Origin of the sequence: Erwinia pyri, assembly GCF_030758455.1 — a bacterium.
In the GTDB taxonomy this organism is placed as follows: domain Bacteria; phylum Pseudomonadota; class Gammaproteobacteria; order Enterobacterales; family Enterobacteriaceae; genus Erwinia; species Erwinia pyri.
The window spans coordinates 3,788,738-3,805,598 of record NZ_CP132353.1; the positions used below are offsets into that span (position 1 = coordinate 3,788,738).

At 54.9% G+C, this 16,861-nt stretch carries 14 protein-coding genes; 2 read left to right on the plus strand and 12 right to left on the minus strand.

Annotation, left to right across the window (positions count from 1 at the left end):
- Nucleotides 1-359: 359 nt before the first annotated feature.
- The 5 genes from ispH to ribF are packed head-to-tail and all read right to left on the minus strand — an operon-like array spanning nt 360 to nt 6,059.
- Nucleotides 360-1,313, minus strand: coding sequence for a 4-hydroxy-3-methylbut-2-enyl diphosphate reductase (ispH, locus tag Q3V30_RS17945; protein WP_306208064.1), 954 nt, complete (start codon nt 1,311-1,313; stop codon nt 360-362).
- Nucleotides 1,294-1,764 (minus strand): FKBP-type peptidyl-prolyl cis-trans isomerase, encoded by a 471-nt coding sequence (gene fkpB, locus Q3V30_RS17950; RefSeq protein WP_306208065.1) that lies wholly within the window; start codon nt 1,762-1,764, stop codon nt 1,294-1,296. Before fkpB ends, ispH begins: the two co-directional genes overlap by 20 nt.
- A 9-nt stretch (nt 1,765-1,773) precedes the next feature.
- The gene (gene lspA / locus Q3V30_RS17955; RefSeq protein ID WP_306208068.1) at nt 1,774-2,274 is read right to left on the minus strand and encodes a signal peptidase II; all 501 of its coding nucleotides are present in this window, start codon (nt 2,272-2,274) and stop codon (nt 1,774-1,776) included.
- Nucleotides 2,274-5,090 (minus strand): isoleucine--tRNA ligase, encoded by a 2,817-nt coding sequence (ileS, locus tag Q3V30_RS17960; RefSeq protein ID WP_306208070.1) that lies wholly within the window; start codon nt 5,088-5,090, stop codon nt 2,274-2,276. The genes lspA and ileS overlap by 1 nt, the downstream gene beginning before the upstream one ends.
- Nucleotides 5,091-5,120: 30 nt before the next feature.
- A complete protein-coding gene (gene ribF / locus Q3V30_RS17965; RefSeq protein ID WP_306208073.1) occupies nt 5,121-6,059 on the minus strand; it encodes a bifunctional riboflavin kinase/FAD synthetase in 939 nt (312 codons plus the stop codon).
- A gap of 315 nt (nt 6,060-6,374) precedes the next feature.
- On the opposite strand from ribF, the gene rpsT reads away from it, so the two are divergent.
- Complete coding sequence (gene rpsT, locus Q3V30_RS17970; RefSeq protein WP_025901190.1) at nt 6,375-6,638, plus strand: 30S ribosomal protein S20; 264 nt, start codon at nt 6,375-6,377, stop codon at nt 6,636-6,638.
- 51 nt (nt 6,639-6,689) lie between these two features.
- Here the strand turns inward: rpsT and nhaR are convergent, their stop codons facing one another.
- The 7 genes from nhaR to tal all read right to left on the minus strand — a co-directional run bounded on the left by nhaR (nt 6,690) and on the right by tal (nt 15,797).
- The gene (gene nhaR / locus Q3V30_RS17975; protein ID WP_306208078.1) at nt 6,690-7,583 is read right to left on the minus strand and encodes a transcriptional activator NhaR; all 894 of its coding nucleotides are present in this window, start codon (nt 7,581-7,583) and stop codon (nt 6,690-6,692) included.
- A 57-nt stretch (nt 7,584-7,640) separates the two neighbouring features.
- Nucleotides 7,641-8,801, minus strand: coding sequence for a Na+/H+ antiporter NhaA (nhaA, locus tag Q3V30_RS17980; protein ID WP_306208080.1), 1,161 nt, complete (start codon nt 8,799-8,801; stop codon nt 7,641-7,643).
- A 207-nt stretch (nt 8,802-9,008) separates the two neighbouring features.
- The gene (gene dnaJ / locus Q3V30_RS17985; RefSeq protein ID WP_306208082.1) at nt 9,009-10,142 is read right to left on the minus strand and encodes a molecular chaperone DnaJ; all 1,134 of its coding nucleotides are present in this window, start codon (nt 10,140-10,142) and stop codon (nt 9,009-9,011) included.
- Nucleotides 10,143-10,250: 108 nt separating this feature from the next.
- Nucleotides 10,251-12,167 (minus strand): molecular chaperone DnaK, encoded by a 1,917-nt coding sequence (gene dnaK, locus Q3V30_RS17990; RefSeq protein WP_306208084.1) that lies wholly within the window; start codon nt 12,165-12,167, stop codon nt 10,251-10,253.
- A 513-nt stretch (nt 12,168-12,680) separates the two neighbouring features.
- Nucleotides 12,681-13,988: an MFS transporter gene (locus Q3V30_RS17995; RefSeq protein ID WP_306208086.1), complete on the minus strand. Its 1,308-nt coding sequence runs from the start codon at nt 13,986-13,988 to the stop codon at nt 12,681-12,683.
- A gap of 127 nt (nt 13,989-14,115) precedes the next feature.
- Entirely contained in the window at nt 14,116-14,703 is a 588-nt protein-coding gene (mog, locus tag Q3V30_RS18000; RefSeq protein WP_306208088.1) for a molybdopterin adenylyltransferase, read from the minus strand.
- 140 nt (nt 14,704-14,843) lie between these two features.
- On the minus strand, nt 14,844-15,797 hold the full coding sequence (gene tal, locus Q3V30_RS18005) for a transaldolase (RefSeq protein WP_306208090.1): 954 nt from the start codon (nt 15,795-15,797) through the stop codon (nt 14,844-14,846).
- A gap of 232 nt (nt 15,798-16,029) precedes the next feature.
- Here tal and yaaA point away from each other — a divergent pair, with 232 nt between their 5' ends.
- Nucleotides 16,030-16,806 carry a peroxide stress protein YaaA gene (gene yaaA / locus Q3V30_RS18010; RefSeq protein WP_306208092.1) on the plus strand — a complete coding sequence of 259 codons (777 nt, stop codon included), beginning with the start codon at nt 16,030-16,032 and terminating at the stop codon, nt 16,804-16,806.
- The last annotated feature ends 55 nt before the right edge of the window (nt 16,807-16,861 follow it).

Sequence of the window (16,861 nt, forward strand, 5' to 3'; positions counted from 1 at the left end):
GTAAGCGTGGTATCCGGGACGGCGTAAATCCTCCCTGGAGCCTTGGATGCCGCGTCCATGCGGCATACACCCGGCTACCACGCTTACCGGCGCCACCCTCAAACTCCACTGCTGTTGATAAGCCGGGTGAACACACAGGTCAGAGTCGGGCTTTAAAACAGGCAACACTGAAGCTTGTAGGAAGGAAGAGCGGGCTGATAAGCAAAGGCGAAGCGACATGGACGCCGCTTCGCAGCCCCCACGGATGGATTCATGGCGTCTTTGTGTCCAGCCCGCTCTTCCTGACCAGGCCACCATCAACACAGACGACATGCTTTTATTCAAAGGTAATATTAACGAGCTGATAGCTGTCCTGGCTATTACTCGACCTGACGCACTTCCACACGCAGCTCTTTAGGCACCTCGAAGACGATATTCTCTTCGCGGCCAATCAGCTCAATGGCTGCTTCGCCACCCAGCTCACGCAGACGCTGGATCACTTCCTGAACCAGAATGTCCGGCGCTGAAGCACCTGCCGTCACGCCCACACAGCTCACGCCCTTGATCCACTCTTCCTGAATATCTTCCGCAGAGTCGATCAGCCGCGCCAGCTTCCCGGCACGCTGTGCCAGCTCCGCCAGACGGTTAGAGTTTGACGAATTACGCGACCCCACAACCAGCACCACATCGGCATCTTTTGCCAGCGTGCGAACGGCTTCCTGCCGGTTAGTGGTGGCGTAGCAAATATCATCTTTACGTGGGCCAATGATTTTCGGGAAACGGGCGCGCAGCGCATCGATAACGTCGTAGGTATCATCGACGGAAAGCGTAGTCTGCGTCATAAAGCTCAGGTTGTTCTCATCCTTCACCTGCAGCTTGTAAACGTCTTCCGGCGCTTCAACAAGATACATGCCCCCTTTCGGATTGCTGTACTGCCCCATGGTGCCTTCCACTTCCGGGTGCCCGGCATGACCAATCAGGATCGCTTCTGTGCCCTTACGGCTGGCGCGTGCCACTTCCATATGCACTTTGGTGACCAGCGGACAGGTCGCATCGAACAGCATCGTCAGATCGCGCGCTTTGGCTTCTGCCCGCACCGCCTGGGATACACCGTGCGCCGAGAAAATCAGGATCGAGCCATCCGGCACTTCCCCGATATCCTCGATAAAGATTGCGCCACGCTCGCGCAGACTGTTTACCACATAGCGATTATGCACCACTTCATGCCGCACGTAGATCGGTGCGCCGTACATCTCCAGCGCACGCTCCACAATGCTGATGGCGCGGTCAACACCGGCACAAAAACCGCGAGGATTAGCCAGCAGGATTTGCATTTTTCGCCTCCAGTACCGGATCGATTTCCAGTACTTCAACATCGAAGTGGATAGTCTGCCCGGCCAGCGGATGGTTGAAATCCACGGTGATCGAATCGCCGGAAATTTCGCGGATCACGCCCGGCATTTCATTTCTGTCCATGCCGCTGAACAGCATGATGGCGCCGATTTCAGGCTCGCCCGCCTGAGTAAAATCGCGGCGGGAGAAGTATTGGATCAGGTCCGGGCTACGCTGACCAAAGGCGTCATCTGCGTCGAGCGAAAAAGCGCTCTTCTCACCGACTTTCAGCCCCAGCAGGTGCGACTCCAGCCCTTCAGAGAGACTGCCGTCCCCCAGACTGAACAGGGCTGGTTTGCCATTGTTACGCGTGGATTCCGCCGTAGAGCCATCTTCCAGCTTTAAGGTGAAATGCACCAGCACCGCGCTCTCGCGCTGCACAGAATCAGTCATACCCTGCCCTTAGTTTTTAGCCTGTTTGCCGGACGGGCTGAAAAAACCTTCCAGCACGATCAGTGCGGCACCAATACAGATGCCGCAGTCAGCGATGTTAAAAGTGGCGAAATGCCAGTCGCCCACGTAGAAGTCGATAAAATCGACCACAAAGCCATGATACGCCCGGTCAAACAGGTTGCCCAACGCGCCGCCAGCGATCAGTGCGTAAGCAATATTGTTCAACTTATTGCTGGCTGCGGTGCGGTACATCATCACCAGCAGCGCCACCACAATCGCCACGGCAATGCCGGCAAAGAACCAGCGCTGCCAGCCGCCTTTATCGGCGAGGAAGCTGAACGCCGCCCCGTAGTTATGCGCATAGAAGAAGTTGAAAAATGGCATCACTGACATCGACTCATGCAACATCAGCGTGTTCATAATCCACTGCTTGCTGGCGAAGTCGATGGCAATCACCACCACTATCAGCCAGACCCAGCGTAAACCGGTCGAGAAAATAGGTTTACTCATCAGGCAAACTTACGCTGTTCGCCAGCGCCAGCAATATTAGTGGCACAACGGGCGCACACGTCCGGATGCTCAGCATTCTGACCAATGTCCGTAGTGTAATGCCAGCAGCGTGGGCATTTCTCGCCTTCCGCTTTGTGCAGCGCGATTTTCAGACCTTTCACCAGCTCGCTCTGCTGCGCTTCTTCGTTAGCCAGCGCATAGTCAGCGACCTGAGCACCTGAAGTCAGGAGCACGAAACGCAGCTCATCACCCAGGCTGGTCAGCTTCTGCGCCAGATCCGCATCGGCATACAGCGTCACGGTAGCTTCCAGCGAACCGCCCACGCGCTTGTCAGCACGCGCCTGCTCAATCACCTTGTTGACTTCGCCGCGCACTTTCAGCAGCTCAGCCCAGTAGCTGTCGTTCATCGGCTCGTTATCCGCCAGGCCAAACAGCCCGTCGAACCACTCTTCGGTGAAGACATACTTCGCGCGCTTGCCTGGCAGTTCACCCCAGATCTCATCGGCGGTAAAGGACATGATCGGTGCCATCCAGCGCACCAGCGCCTCGGCGATGTAGTAGAGCGCGGTCTGGCAGCTACGGCGCGCCAGGCCATCCGCTTTCGCGGTGTACTGACGATCCTTGATGATATCGAGATAGAACGAGCCCATCTCAATGGAGCAGAACTGCATCAGACGCTGTACCACTTCATGGAAGTCATAGCTCTCATAAGAGGCGATGATCTCTTCCTGCGCCGCTTTCGCCCGTCCTACAGCCCAGCGGTCCAGCACCACCATCTCTTCTGGTTTCACCAGATCGGTTTCAGGATTGAAGCCGTTCAGGTTCGCCAGCAGGAAGCGCGCGGTATTACGAATACGGCGATAGGAGTCGGCAGAGCGCTTAAGGATCTCGTCAGAAACGGCCATCTCGCCCGAATAGTCGGTAGAGGCGACCCATAGACGCAGGATGTCGCCACCCAGTTTGTTCATCACATCCTGCGGGGAGACGGTATTGCCGATCGATTTTGACATCTTGCGGCCCTGACCATCAACGGTGAAACCGTGCGTCAGCACCTGACGATAAGGCGCTTTGCCTTTCATCGCCGTAGAGATCATCAGAGATGACATAAACCAGCCGCGATGCTGATCTGAACCTTCCAGATACATATCCGGCGTATGGCCGCCAAATTCCGGACGCGCATCCACCACCGAGTAGCTGGTAGATCCTGAGTCGAACCATACATCCAGAGTATCCGGGACTTTAACGTAGTTTTCCGCATCTGCGCCCATCAGCTCTTTGCTGTCCAGATCCCACCAGGCCTGGATGCCATCCTGCTCCACACGCTGTGCCACTTTTTCCATCAGCTCAAGGGTATCCGGGTGCAGCTGTTCAGTCTCTTTATGAACGAACAGCGCCATCGGCACGCCCCAGGTACGCTGGCGGGAGATACACCAGTCCGGACGGTTAGCCACCATCGACTCAATACGCGCCTGGCCCCAGTCCGGGATCCACTGCACGCCTTTGATCTCTTTAAGCGACTGCGCCCGCAGGCCTTTCTGATCCATGCTGATAAACCACTGCGGGGTAGCACGGAAGATGATTGGCGTTTTGTGGCGCCAGCAGTGTGGGTAGCTGTGTAGCAGTTTCTCAACGTGCAGCAACGCGCCCTTTTCACGCAGCAGCTCAACGATCATGTCGTTGGCTTTAAAGACGTTTACGCCATCCAGCGTCGGGTAAGTACCCGGCAGGAATCTGCCGTCCGGCCCTACCGGATTCGCGGTTTCGATGCCATATTTCTGGCCAATAACGTAGTCATCAGGACCGTGGCCAGGCGCTGTATGCACCGCACCAGTACCCGCTTCCAGCGTAACGTGCTCGCCCAGTACCACCGGCGAGGTATGATCCAGGAAAGGATGCTGGAAAGGCTGCAGCTCAAGCTCGGCGCCTTTGGTCTCGCCAAGCACCTGCCACTGTGCAATACCAGCGCGCTTCATCACGCTTTCAACCAGATCTTTTGCCAGGATCAGCGCGCGGCCTTCGATCTGCACCAGCTGGTAGTCAAATTCCGGATGCAGAGAGATGGCGCGGTTAGCCGGCATGGTCCACGGCGTGGTGGTCCAGATAACCAGTGAAATCGGTCCTTCAACGCTGGAAACGCCAAATTTGGCCTGCACTACCTCTTTGTCGACCGCATTGAACATCACATCGATAGAGGGAGAGGTTTTGTCGTAATACTCAACTTCAGCCTCAGCCAGCGCAGAACGGCAGTCCATGCACCAGTGCACCGGCTTGGCGCCTTTGTGCAGATGGCCGTTACCGATGATCTTACCCAGCGCACGAATGATATTGGCTTCGGTTTTGAAGTTCATGGTCAGGTAGGGACGATCCCAGTCGCCCAGCACGCCCAGACGGATGAAGTCCTTTTTCTGGCCTTCAACCTGTTCGGCCGCATATTCACGGCAGGCAGCACGGAATTCAGCCGCGGTGACTTTCTCACCCGGCTTGCCGATCATCTGCTCAACTTTGTGTTCAATCGGCAGACCGTGGCAGTCCCAACCCGGCACGTAAGGCGAATCAAAGCCCGCCAGCCCTTTGGACTTGACGATAATGTCTTTCAGAATCTTGTTAACTGAGTGACCAATATGAATGCTGCCGTTCGCGTAGGGAGGGCCATCATGCAGGATAAAGGTTTTTTTCCCTTTCTTGGCTTCGCGGATGATGCCGTAAAGATTGTCATCATACCAACGTTGCAGCATTCCCGGTTCGCGTTTGGCCAGATCGCCACGCATCGGGAACCCCGTTTCCGGCAAATTCAGGGTAGATTTATAGTCACTCATCAGATTCTCGATTCCGTATTTCGGTTCTGTTTAAACCGGTGTTTTCAGCCCAAAAAACGTTCGGGCGCTCACCACATCTTTAGCAATTTGCTCTTTGAGCGCGTCCAGCGAGGCAAAACGCTGCTCATTACGAATTTTTTTAGCGATCGCCACCTCTATATGGCGACCGTACAGGTCCATTGCAACGTCCAGCAGGTGAACTTCCAGCTGCTGACGCAGGCCGGCGACCGTGGGACGCGTGCCAATATTGGCAACGCCCGGCAGCGGCTTATCGCCCAGGCCATAAACTTCAACGGCATAGACCCCTTTCACCGGCGAGAGATAGCGTCTTAGCGGCAGGTTCGCGGTAGGAAAGCCCAACGTGCGGCCCAGCGCATCACCATGCACTACCCGACCCGAAATAGTGTAGGGATGGCCAAGAAGCGAGGCTGCCAGCGGCAGGTCATCTTCCGCCAGCGCCTGACGCACGGCCGTACTACTGATGCGGATGCCGCCATCACAAAAGGTCTGGGTGCTGATGACGTCAAAGCCATAGTTAACACCAGCCGTCTGTAATAGCAGGAAATCTCCCTGACGACCAGCACCAAAACGGAAGTCATCACCCACGGCGAGAAACTTCACGTCAAGCTTGTCCACCAGCAAATCGGCGACAAAACTGTCCGCGGTCTGCGCGGCGAAATGGCGATCGAAACGCACGCAGAGCACCGCATCCACGCCCGCTTCGCTAAGGTAACGGACTTTGTCCCGCAGGCGGGTAAGCCTGACAGGCGCTTTGTCGGCCGCAAACAGCTCAAGCGGCTGCGGCTCAAAGATCATTACCACCACCGGCAAATTGCGCTGGCGGCCCTCTTCACACAGTCGGGAAAGCAGCGCCTGATGGCCGCGGTGAACGCCATCGAAATTGCCGATGGTGAGTACGCAGCCGCGATGCTGCTCCCTAAGGTTATGTATGCCGCGGATAAACTTCATGGCTGGCTCAAATTTGTGGAAATCGGCGGATTATACCAACTACCGCCAGGAAGGTTAACCCGCGAATGCGGCTTTACTCTGTTTATCCCGGCATTTTCTCCGGCAAACCGCCCCGGCGCGTGGCGTTGACATTTATCTTGTGAATAAGCTGTATTCATTGGCATGAAGCTGGTAGAATCTTGCGCCATCGAAACGTAACCAAGTGTCGTTTGTTTAGCGACGCTTATTTGCACAAATCCATTGACAACCATGGGCGAAAGAGGCATATTCCTCGGCCTTTGAATTGTCCTCATAGAACTATTTGGGAGTTGGACCTTGGCTAATATCAAATCAGCTAAGAAACGCGCAGTAACGTCTGAGAAGCGTCGTAAGCACAACGCTAGCCGTCGTTCAATGTTGCGTACTTTTATCAAGAAAGTCTACGCGGCTATCGCTACTGGCGATAAAGCGGCTGCGCAGAATGCATTTAATGAAATGCAACCAATCGTGGACCGTCAGGCAGCTAAAGGCCTGATCCACAAAAACAAAGCTGCACGTCATAAAGCAAATCTGACTGCACAGATCAACAAACTGGCTTAATCGCCACGCTGTTAATCGGCTTTGATAAAGAAACCGGCGCTGCCGGTTTTTTTATTGGTAATTAAAAATTTGTGAGAAGTCCTTCTGACAAATGCGCTGTACGGCGGGATGCTGGATCATCCGCTCGGCAAAAATTACGTGATACTCCTCCACTACGCTCTCAATCCTGCCCAGTTCGACAATCTCTTTTTCCGCATAAATGTCAGCACCGTAACGGGATGGCGCAACAAAAATCGCATTGTGGCTAGTACCAAAGGCTGTCATCAGCGCGGCATCATCAAACTCGCCCAGAATATCCACTTCCAGTCCCTGCGTCTGAAACCAGTTCAGTAACTGGCGTCCCAGCATGTAACGCCGACCCGGGATCAGCAATTTACGCTGCTCAAGACAGGCTGGGAATGGGAGATCGGGTACCGGCGCCTGACACCAGAAGCTGACGCCACACTCGCCCAGCTTGACGGAAAACAGCCCCGCCTGCTGCGTGGAGTCTATCGGGCAGTCGGAGAGGATCATATCCAGCTTGTGCTGGCTGAGCTGCTCCAGCAGCATCTCATGGGTGGACTCAAAACAGCGCAGATGGATTTTTTCGTCCTCCACTACCGCCGTTTTCAGTACCTGACTCACCAGCCGCTTGGACAAGACATCCGCTACGCCGACATCAAACAGCAGGCTGGCCTCTTTGCGGTAATTAACGATATCCAGCATCTCCTGGCTGAGCTGGAACATCCGGTCGGCATAACGAAAAACTAACTGCCCCAGCTCAGAGGGCACCAGACCTCTTCCCTGCCGTTTAAACAGTTTGCCCTGTAACCGCTCTTCCAGCGCCTTGATCTGGCCGGTAATGGTCTGAGGCGTCAGATTCAGGGCATCTGCTGCTCCCACCACCGACCCGGCTTTGCAAACCTGCCAGAAGTAGTAGAGATGGTTGAAATTGATGTGTGACATACGCGCCTCCCTGATGGCGACATCAAGCGCGACCAGCAAAGGCTGGCCGCGCGCTCATTACCTGAGTTTGGCCCGCAGCAGCGAGTAGCCCACCACGGCTGATACAATCGAACCGGCAAGGATACCCAGCTTGGCCAGCGTCACCATCTCTTCATGGGCGGCATCAAAGGCTAGCGAAGCGATAAAGATCGACATGGTGAAACCAATACCGCAGAGCAGACCAATGGCAGCGATATCCTGCATGCGGGTGCCTTCAGGCAGCGCGGCAACCCGCAGCCTGACCGCCAGCCAGCAGATCAGTGTGATCCCCAACGGCTTTCCGATAAACAGACCAAGAATGATCCCCAGCGGAACATTCGAGAACAGCCCGTCGAAGGAGACGCCAGCCAGCGAAACGCCCGCATTGGCGAAAGCAAACAGCGGCAGAATCAGCCAGCTCACCCAGGGAGCCAGACCATGTGCCAGATGCATGGCCGGTGAATGGCCATTCTCTTTTTTCAGCGGTACGCAGAAACCGATGATGACGCCTGCCACCGTGGCATGAATGCCCGATTTCAGCACCGCCACCCACAGCACCACACCTACCAGCATGTAGAGCGAAATGCTGCGCACGCCCAATTTGTTCAACAGGATCAGCACCGCTGTGGCGGCACCGGCCACGGCCAGCGAGGTCAGAGAGAGATCCTGGGTGTAGAAGAAAGCGATAATCAGAATGGCGCCGAGATCGTCGATCACCGCCAGCGCCATCAGGAACATTTTCAGGGCGGGCGGCACGCGGCTGCCTAACAGGGCCAGGATACCCAGCGCAAAGGCAATATCGGTGGCGGTGGGGATTGCCCAGCCGTTGCTGGCGAGCGGATCGCTATGATTCAGTGCAGCGAAGATCAAACCCGGTGCCAGCATACCGCCCAGGGCAGCAATCAGGGGAAACATCGCCCGCTCCCGGGTGGCGAGCGAACCTGATACCAGCTCATGTTTTACTTCAAGGCCAATCATCAGGAAAAAGATCGCCATCAGCGCGTCGTTGATCCACAACAGCAGATTTTTACTGATATCCAGGCTGCCGAAGCGGAACTCAACGGGCACGTTCAGGATTGAGTGATAAACCTGTTGAGTGCCGGCATTATTCGCCAGGAACATCGCCACTGCCGCGGCGATGATCAGAACCACGCCGCCGGTGGCTTCATTTTTCAATAGTCGTTTTAAAGCTGAATTCATCAGAGCATTCCGTTAACAAAGTGATGAAGGAAAGTACCCTTAGCATACGCCTTTTAACTGCTCGTAAAAAACAGTTTATACCCGGTTATCACCTCAGTATTTCCGAAGTATAACCACAGACTGGTCAATATGCGTTTCTCCAGCGGCGGCCAGACACAAAAAAAAACGGACAGCCTGAGCCGTCCGTTTTATCTCTCTGATCTGAAGTTAGCGGGTCAGATCGTCGAAGAATTTCTTCACGCCGTCTAAGAAGCTTTTCGAACGCGGGCTGTTTTTCTCGCCGCTTGGTCCGCCAAAGCTCTCTTCCAGCTCGCGCAGCAGTGCTTTCTGCTTGTCGCTGAGGCTGACCGGCGTTTCTACCACTACGCGGCACAGCAGGTCGCCCTGCGCACCGCCACGGACAGACTTAACGCCTTTACCGCGCATGCGGAACAGCTTACCGGTCTGCGTTTCGGCCGGCACTTTCAGCTTCACGCGGCCATCCAGAGTCGGCACTTCAATTTCACCGCCCAGCGCTGCCATGGCAAAGTTGATCGGCACTTCGCAGTAGAGGTTATTCTCTTCGCGTTCGAAGATTGGGTGCTTGCGCACCTGTACCTGAACATAGAGATCGCCTGCTGGCGCACCATGCTCGCCCGCTTCACCTTCGCCGGTAAGACGAATACGATCGCCGGTGTCCACACCTGCCGGGATTTTCACCGACAGTGTTTTAGACTTCTCAACGCGGCCGTGACCGTGACAGGCGTTGCACGGATCTTTGATAACCGCTCCACGACCGTGACAGGTCGGACACGCCTGCTGCACGGTAAAGAAGCCCTGGCGCATTTGCACCTGGCCCTGACCGTGACAGGTTGAGCAGGTCTGCGGCTTAGTGCCTGGTTTTGCGCCGCTGCCGTCACAAACTTCACACTCTTCCAGCGTAGGAATGCGGATCTCTTTGGACACGCCGCGGACGGCTTCTTCAAGCGTCAGCTCCATGTTATAGCGTAAATCGGCACCGCGCGCAGCACGCTGCTGACGGCGTCCTCCGCCGAAGATATCGCCGAACACGTCGCCAAAGATATCGCTGAAATCTGCCCCGCCGCCGCCGCCAAAGCCGCCGCCCATGCCGCCCTGTTCAAAGGCCGCATGACCATACTGGTCGTAAGCCGCGCGTTTCTGTCCATCGGTCAGAATTTCGTACGCTTCCTTCACCTCTTTAAATTTGGCTTCGGATTCTTTATCGCCTGGATTGCGGTCAGGGTGGAATTTCATCGCCAGGCGTTTATAGGCCTTTTTGATTTCACGCTCATCCGCTGAATTGGAAACGCCTAAAATCTCGTAATAGTCTCTCTTCGCCATTCTGGTGGTCCTGCCCTTAATATGCATGAACGGGCGTGGAGAAAACTCCTACGCCCGTCAGGTTTCATCAGTGGCCTTTTTCAGGCCACCGTGCCCGCTCAAGGGCGATTATTTTTTGTTGTCTTTCACTTCTTCGAATTCGGCGTCAACAACGTCGTCCTCTTTCTTCGCGGAAGCATCACCGGCATCGGCTGCGCCGCCTGCGGCCTGCTGCTGCTGAGCGAACTCCATCAGTTTGCTGGAGACTTCCATCAGCGCCTGCATTTTCGCTTCGATTTCCGCTTTATCTTCGCCTTTCAACGCCGTGTTCAGCTCGGCCAGAGCCGCTTCGATCGGTGCTTTGTCATCGGCTGGCAGTTGTTCGCCAGCTTCGTCCAGCTGCTTACGGGTGCTGTGCGACAGATGATCGGCCTGGTTACGGGTCTGTACCAGCTCTTCAAATTTGCGGTCAGACTCAGCGTTAGCTTCGGCATCGCGCACCATTTTTTCGATCTCTTCGTCATTCAGACCGGAAGAAGCTTTGATGGTGATCTTCTGCTCTTTGCCGCTGTTTTTATCTTTCGCGGAAACGTGCAGGATACCATCGGCATCGATATCGAAGGTGACTTCGATCTGCGGCATGCCGCGTGGCGCTGACTGAATGCCGTCCAGGTTGAACTGACCCAGTGATTTGTTATCAGCAGCGCGTTTACGCTCACCCTGCACCACGTGAATAGTCACCGCAGACTGGTTATCTTCAGCAGTAGAGAACACCTGGCTGTGCTTGGTTGGGATAGTGGTGTTCTTGTTGATCAGCGGAGTCATCACGCCACCCATGGTTTCGATACCCAGGGAGAGAGGCGTAACGTCCAGCAGCAGCACGTCTTTCACGTCGCCTGCCAGAACACCACCCTGAACCGCAGCACCTACAGCTACCGCTTCATCCGGGTTCACGTCTTTACGTGGCTCTTTGCCGAAGAACTCAGCCACTTTCGCCTGCACCATTGGCATACGAGTCTGACCACCGACCAGGATCACGTCGTTGATATCAGAGACAGAGAGACCTGCATCCTGCAACGCAACTTTCAGCGGTGCGATAGAGCGGCTGACCAGATCTTCTACCAGCGATTCCAGCTTCGCACGAGTCACTTTGATGTTCAGGTGTTTAGGACCTGTTGCATCTGCAGTGATGTACGGCAGGTTCACGTCGGTCTGCTGAGCAGAAGAGAGCTCAATTTTCGCTTTTTCTGCCGCTTCTTTCAGACGCTGCATCGCCAGCGGATCGTTGTGCAGATCGATGCCTGAATCTTTCTTAAATTCAGCGACCAGGTAGTTGATCATGCGGCTGTCGAAGTCTTCACCACCCAGGTGGGTATCACCGTTGGTAGCCAGTACTTCGAAGGTTTTTTCGCCGTCCACTTCATCGATTTCGATGATTGAGATATCGAAGGTACCACCACCCAGGTCATAAACCGCGATAGTGCGGTTGCCCTGACCTTTATCCATACCGTAAGCCAGCGCGGCTGCGGTTGGTTCGTTGATGATACGCTTAACGTCCAGACCGGCGATACGACCAGCATCTTTCGTTGCCTGACGCTGCGCATCGTTGAAGTAGGCTGGTACGGTGATAACCGCTTCAGTTACTGGCTCACCCAGATAATCTTCAGCCGTTTTCTTCATTTTTTTCAGCACTTCCGCAGAAATCTGCGGCGGCGCCATTTTCTGGCCTTTCACATCGATCCAGGCGTCACCGTTGTCAGAACCGGCAATTTTATAAGGCATGATTTTAATATCACGCTGCACTTCTTCGTCCTGGAAGCGACGGCCAATCAGGCGCTTGATCGCAAACAGGGTATTCTGTGGGTTGGTCACAGCCTGACGCTTAGCCGGTGAACCGACCAGAATCTCGCCGTCCTGGGTGTAAGCAATAATAGACGGGGTGGTGCGATCGCCTTCTGCATTCTCCAGTACGCGCGCTTTACCGCCATCCATAATAGCGACACAAGAGTTAGTCGTACCCAGGTCAATACCAATAATTTTACCCATTACACATCTCCCACTTAAATTCATGTCAAATCAGTTTATGAACACTTAATGCGGGCTTTTTTTACCGTTTCAACTGCTGGCGCCGCGCTTTTTTTCCAGGTCCATAACCTTGGATGCCAACTAAGATGGGGCCATCCACCACGGCATCAAGGGGCAGCGATAAAAAAAAGTCATTTTTACCGCCAGCCAGCTCGTGGTTTCCCCTCCCCCGGATCTTCGGGATCCCGCGCCACCAGAAAACACCGGGAAAAATATTGCGGAAAATCAGCAAGATTCGCTAAAAAATCATTTTATCTCTGACTGAAGGACTCAACGAACGGTTGGGCCGAACCGTACAGCCTCTGGAGCAAGCTATGCAGGCTTAACAGTGCACTGGAAACAGAAAAGGCCCCGCGGGGCCTTTTTAAAATGGAAATCTTCTGCTGACATCAATCCTGAATCCCGCTCCTCAGGACGGTTACCTGCAGCGAGGTTGACCATGGCTGATGATAATTTTTATCACGGCCTGCTTTATTAACTGAAGGTATCTGCGCTACCGGCAAGCCGTTGACGGGCGAAATCGCGCTTAAGGCAGAGACCAACCAGTAAGCCCATTGCGGAGAGTGCCAGCACGTAGTAAGCCGGGGCCAGCGGCGTCAACTTCATAATCAGCGTCACGAATATCGGCGTCAGCCCGCCAAAGATGGCATAAGCCACGTTGTAGGAGAAGGCGATACCGGTGAAACGCACTTCGGCAGGAAAGGCCCGGACCATCACATAAGGCACGGCACCGACCACCCCAACGCTGAAGCCAGCCAGTGCGTAACAGGGGAAAAGCATCCCGGGATGCTCACCAACGGTGCGGTAAAACAGCCAGCTGCAAATAGCCAGCAGCAGGCTGCCAACAATCAGCGTTTTGCTGGCGCCAAACCTGTCGGCCGCCAGCCCGGAGCAGATGCAGCCAGCCAGTAACATCACCGTTGCCAGGCTGTTGGCCTGAAGCGCCGACGCTGCCGCAATGCCAAACTGTTTTTGTAACAGGGTGGGCGTCATCAGGATCACCACCACAATTCCTGCCGACAGCAGCCAGGTCAGCAGCATGCTTATCGCGACCTCCTTTTTGCAGTTCAGGATCACCGTTTTAAGAGGAAGTTCAGCCGCCAGCGCTTTACGTGACTGCATTTCGATAAAGATCGGCGTTTCATGCAGCCAGCGGCGCAAATAGAGGGCAATAAAGCCAAAGACGCCGCCCAGCAGGAACGGGATCCGCCAGCCGCCTTCAACAATCCCCTGCGCACCCAGGGTGGTGTTAACAAGGGTGGCCACAACCGAACCCAGCAGAATGCCTGCGGTGAGTCCCGCAGTGAGCGTACCGCAGGCGAAACCGATGCGTTTTTCCGGCACGTGTTCAGCCACAAATACCCAGGCACCCGGCACTTCTCCGCCAATAGCTGCGCCCTGCAGAACGCGCAGCAGCAGCAGCAGGATCGGTGCGGCAATGCCCAGAGTGGCATAGGTTGGCAGCAGCCCCATCGCCAGCGTAGGCAGGGCCATCAACAGAATACTGAGGCTGAACATTTTCTTACGGCCCTGGCTGTCACCAAAATGGGCCATGATGAGGCCGCCTAACGGGCGCGCCAGATAACCTGCGGCGAAAATAGCAAAAGTCTGGAGCTGGCGCAGCCAGTCGGGAATATCCGCCGGGAAAAAGAGATCGCCGATAACGGCCGCAAAAAAGACGAAAATAATGAAGTCGTAAAACTCCAGCGCGCCGCCCAGCGCCGCCAGAGAGAGGGTTTTATAATCCTGTCGGTTTAACCGACGCGCGTTATCGGGAGGCATAATTGTTCAGGCATATCCAGAAGTAGAAGAAAAAAGTATAGTTCGTCAATGTAAAGCTATGCGTACTATACCGTTCATTTCCTGACACACCAGCGCCGCTGGATCTTATGCCTGAATTACGCCATTTTTAGCCGTTTGTTTCGCGCCTGGCACTTTTGGGGCGAAAAGCTGCTACCACCGCCTCGTGCGTTTCCACATAAGGGCCTTCCAGCAGCTGAATACAGTAAGGCACGCTGGCAAAAATGCCGTGAACTTTGGTTTTGCCCTCCGCATCCTTAAGGCCTTCCAGCGTCTCCTGAATCGACTTCGGCTGGCCGGGAAGGTTGATAATCAGCGACTGTTTACGGATCACTCCCACCTGACGGGAGAGGATCGCTGTCGGCACGAAGTTAAGGCTAATCTGGCGCATCTGTTCGCCAAACCCCGGCATCTCGCGGTCAGCAATTGCCAGCGTCGCATCGGGCGTCACGTCACGACGAGCCGGTCCGGTTCCGCCAGTGGTCAGTACCAGCGGGCAGAATAATTCGTCTACCAGTTCGCAGATAGCCTGCTCAATCATCGGCTGTTCATCCGGTACCAGCCGCTTTTCAATGGTGAATGGCGTAGCCAGCGCCTGCGAAAGCCAGGCCTCAAGCGCAGGCAAGCCCTGATCCTGATAGATGCCGTTGGCGGCGCGATCGGAAACTGAAATCAATCCTATACGTAGTGTATTCATCGTGTCGTCACTGTAGTTACGGCCACGCTTTAAGGGCGGACGCGGGTGTCGGGGGGAGTAAGAGGAAAGGATAAACTATTGCAAAGCGGGATGTACAGCGAGTGAAAAGAGTGGCCGGTATGCCAGCCACTCTCAGCGGTTTACAGCAGGTCGGCAATCATCTTGTCGAGTTTGCCCTGGTCGAGAGCAAAGTTACGAATGCCCTGCGCCAGTTTATCCACGGCCATTGGATCCTGGTTATGCTGCCACAGGAACTCAGACTCGGTCATCTTCGCCGGACGCGCTTTCACTTCGCCAGCCCAGGAGAGTTTACGCTCCAGCGTGCCTTCAGTTTCCGCCAGCTCTTTCAGCAGACCTGGGGAGATGGTGAGACGGTCGCAGCCAGCCAGCTCAACGATTTCGCCGGTGTTACGGAAGCTTGCGCCCATCACCACTGTTTCATAGCCGTGCTGCTTGTAGTATTCGTAGATTTCAGTGACGGAAACCACGCCCGGATCTTCATGCGGCGCGTACTCTTTCTTGTCGGTATTCGCTTTGTACCAGTCCAGAATACGGCCAACGAAAGGAGAGATCAGGTAGACGCCAGCTTCGGCACAGGCACGCGCCTGAGCGAAAGAGAAGAGCAGCGTCAGGTTACAGTTGATGCCCTCTTTCTCCAGCTGCTCAGCGGCACGGATGCCCTGCCAGGTGGAGGCCAGTTTGATCAGGATACGGTCGTTGCTGATGCCCGCGTCGTTATAGAGTTTGATCAAAGAGCGGGCTTTGTTGATGCTGCCTTCAGTATCGTAAGAGAGGCGGGCATCGACTTCAGTGGAGATGCGGCCCGGGACCAGCTTCAGGATTTCCAGACCGATGTTGACGGCCAGTTTATCCGCGGCAAAGTTGATCTGCTCTTCTTTTTTGCTGCTCTGATCGCGCGCCCAGCTCACCGCATCATCAATCAGCTTGCGGTATTCAGGGATCTGCGCGGCGCTCAGGATCAGGGAAGGGTTAGTGGTTGCATCTTGCGGCTTGTAGAGCTTCATCGCTGCAATGTCGCCGGTATCGGCAACAACGGTAGTGAGTTGACGCAGGGAAGTCAGTTTGTCCGTCATAGTTGTCATTCTCATCAGAGTAGAGTTATCGGGTTCTTGAAAATCTCTGCCACGGATAATATCACGCGAAACCCGCCATGCAAGGTAAGGTTTCCCGCAGGCCACGCAGTGCTAAATCGTGAATAAATGCGCAGAGAAATCAGCGGTAGCAATGGCAGCGATTACTCCTTTCGCCGCCTGTTTTTTGCTAAAGTAGTGCGCTACTTCGGCTTATTCACACAAGGACTCAGGCATGTTGATGGTTATCTCCCCGGCCAAGACGCTGGATTTTGACAGCCCGCTGGCGACCAAACGCTTCACCCAACCGGCGCTACTGGATGATTCCCAGAAACTGATTGAGATCGCGCGGCAGCTTACGCCTGCACAGATCGCCTCGCTGATGAGCATCAGCGATAAGCTGGCGGAGCTGAATGCCAACCGCTTCAATGACTGGCATCCCCCTTTTACGCCTGACAATGCCCGTCAGGCCATTCTGGCGTTTAAAGGCGATGTCTATACCGGCCTGCAGGCGGAAACGTTTAGTGAGAAAGAGTTCGATTTTGCCCAGCAGCATCTGCGTATGCTTTCCGGCCTCTATGGCCTGCTGCGGCCGCTCGATTTAATGCAGCCTTACCGCCTGGAAATGGGCATCAGGCTGGATAACCCGGCCGGGAAAGATCTCTACGCCTTTTGGGGCGACAGGCTGACTGAAGCGCTGAACGCCGCGCTGGCTGGACAGGGCGATGATGTGCTGATCAACCTGGCTTCCGATGAATATTTCAGAGCGGTGAAGCCGAAACAGCTCAATGGCCGCATTATCAAACCGGTTTTCCTGGATGAGAAAAACGGCAAATTCAAAGTCATCAGCTTCTACGCCAAAAAAGCGCGTGGCCTGATGAGTCGCTATGTGATCCAACAGGGCCTGACCAAACCCGACCAGCTGAAAAACTTTGATGTTGCTGGATACCTCTATTCAGCTGAAGAGAGTAATGAAACCGATCTGGTGTTTAAACGCCGCGAACAGCCATAACTTCTGCATATAGTTGGGGCGGCTCAGCGCCCCTAATCGCCCCTTTTTCTCCTCC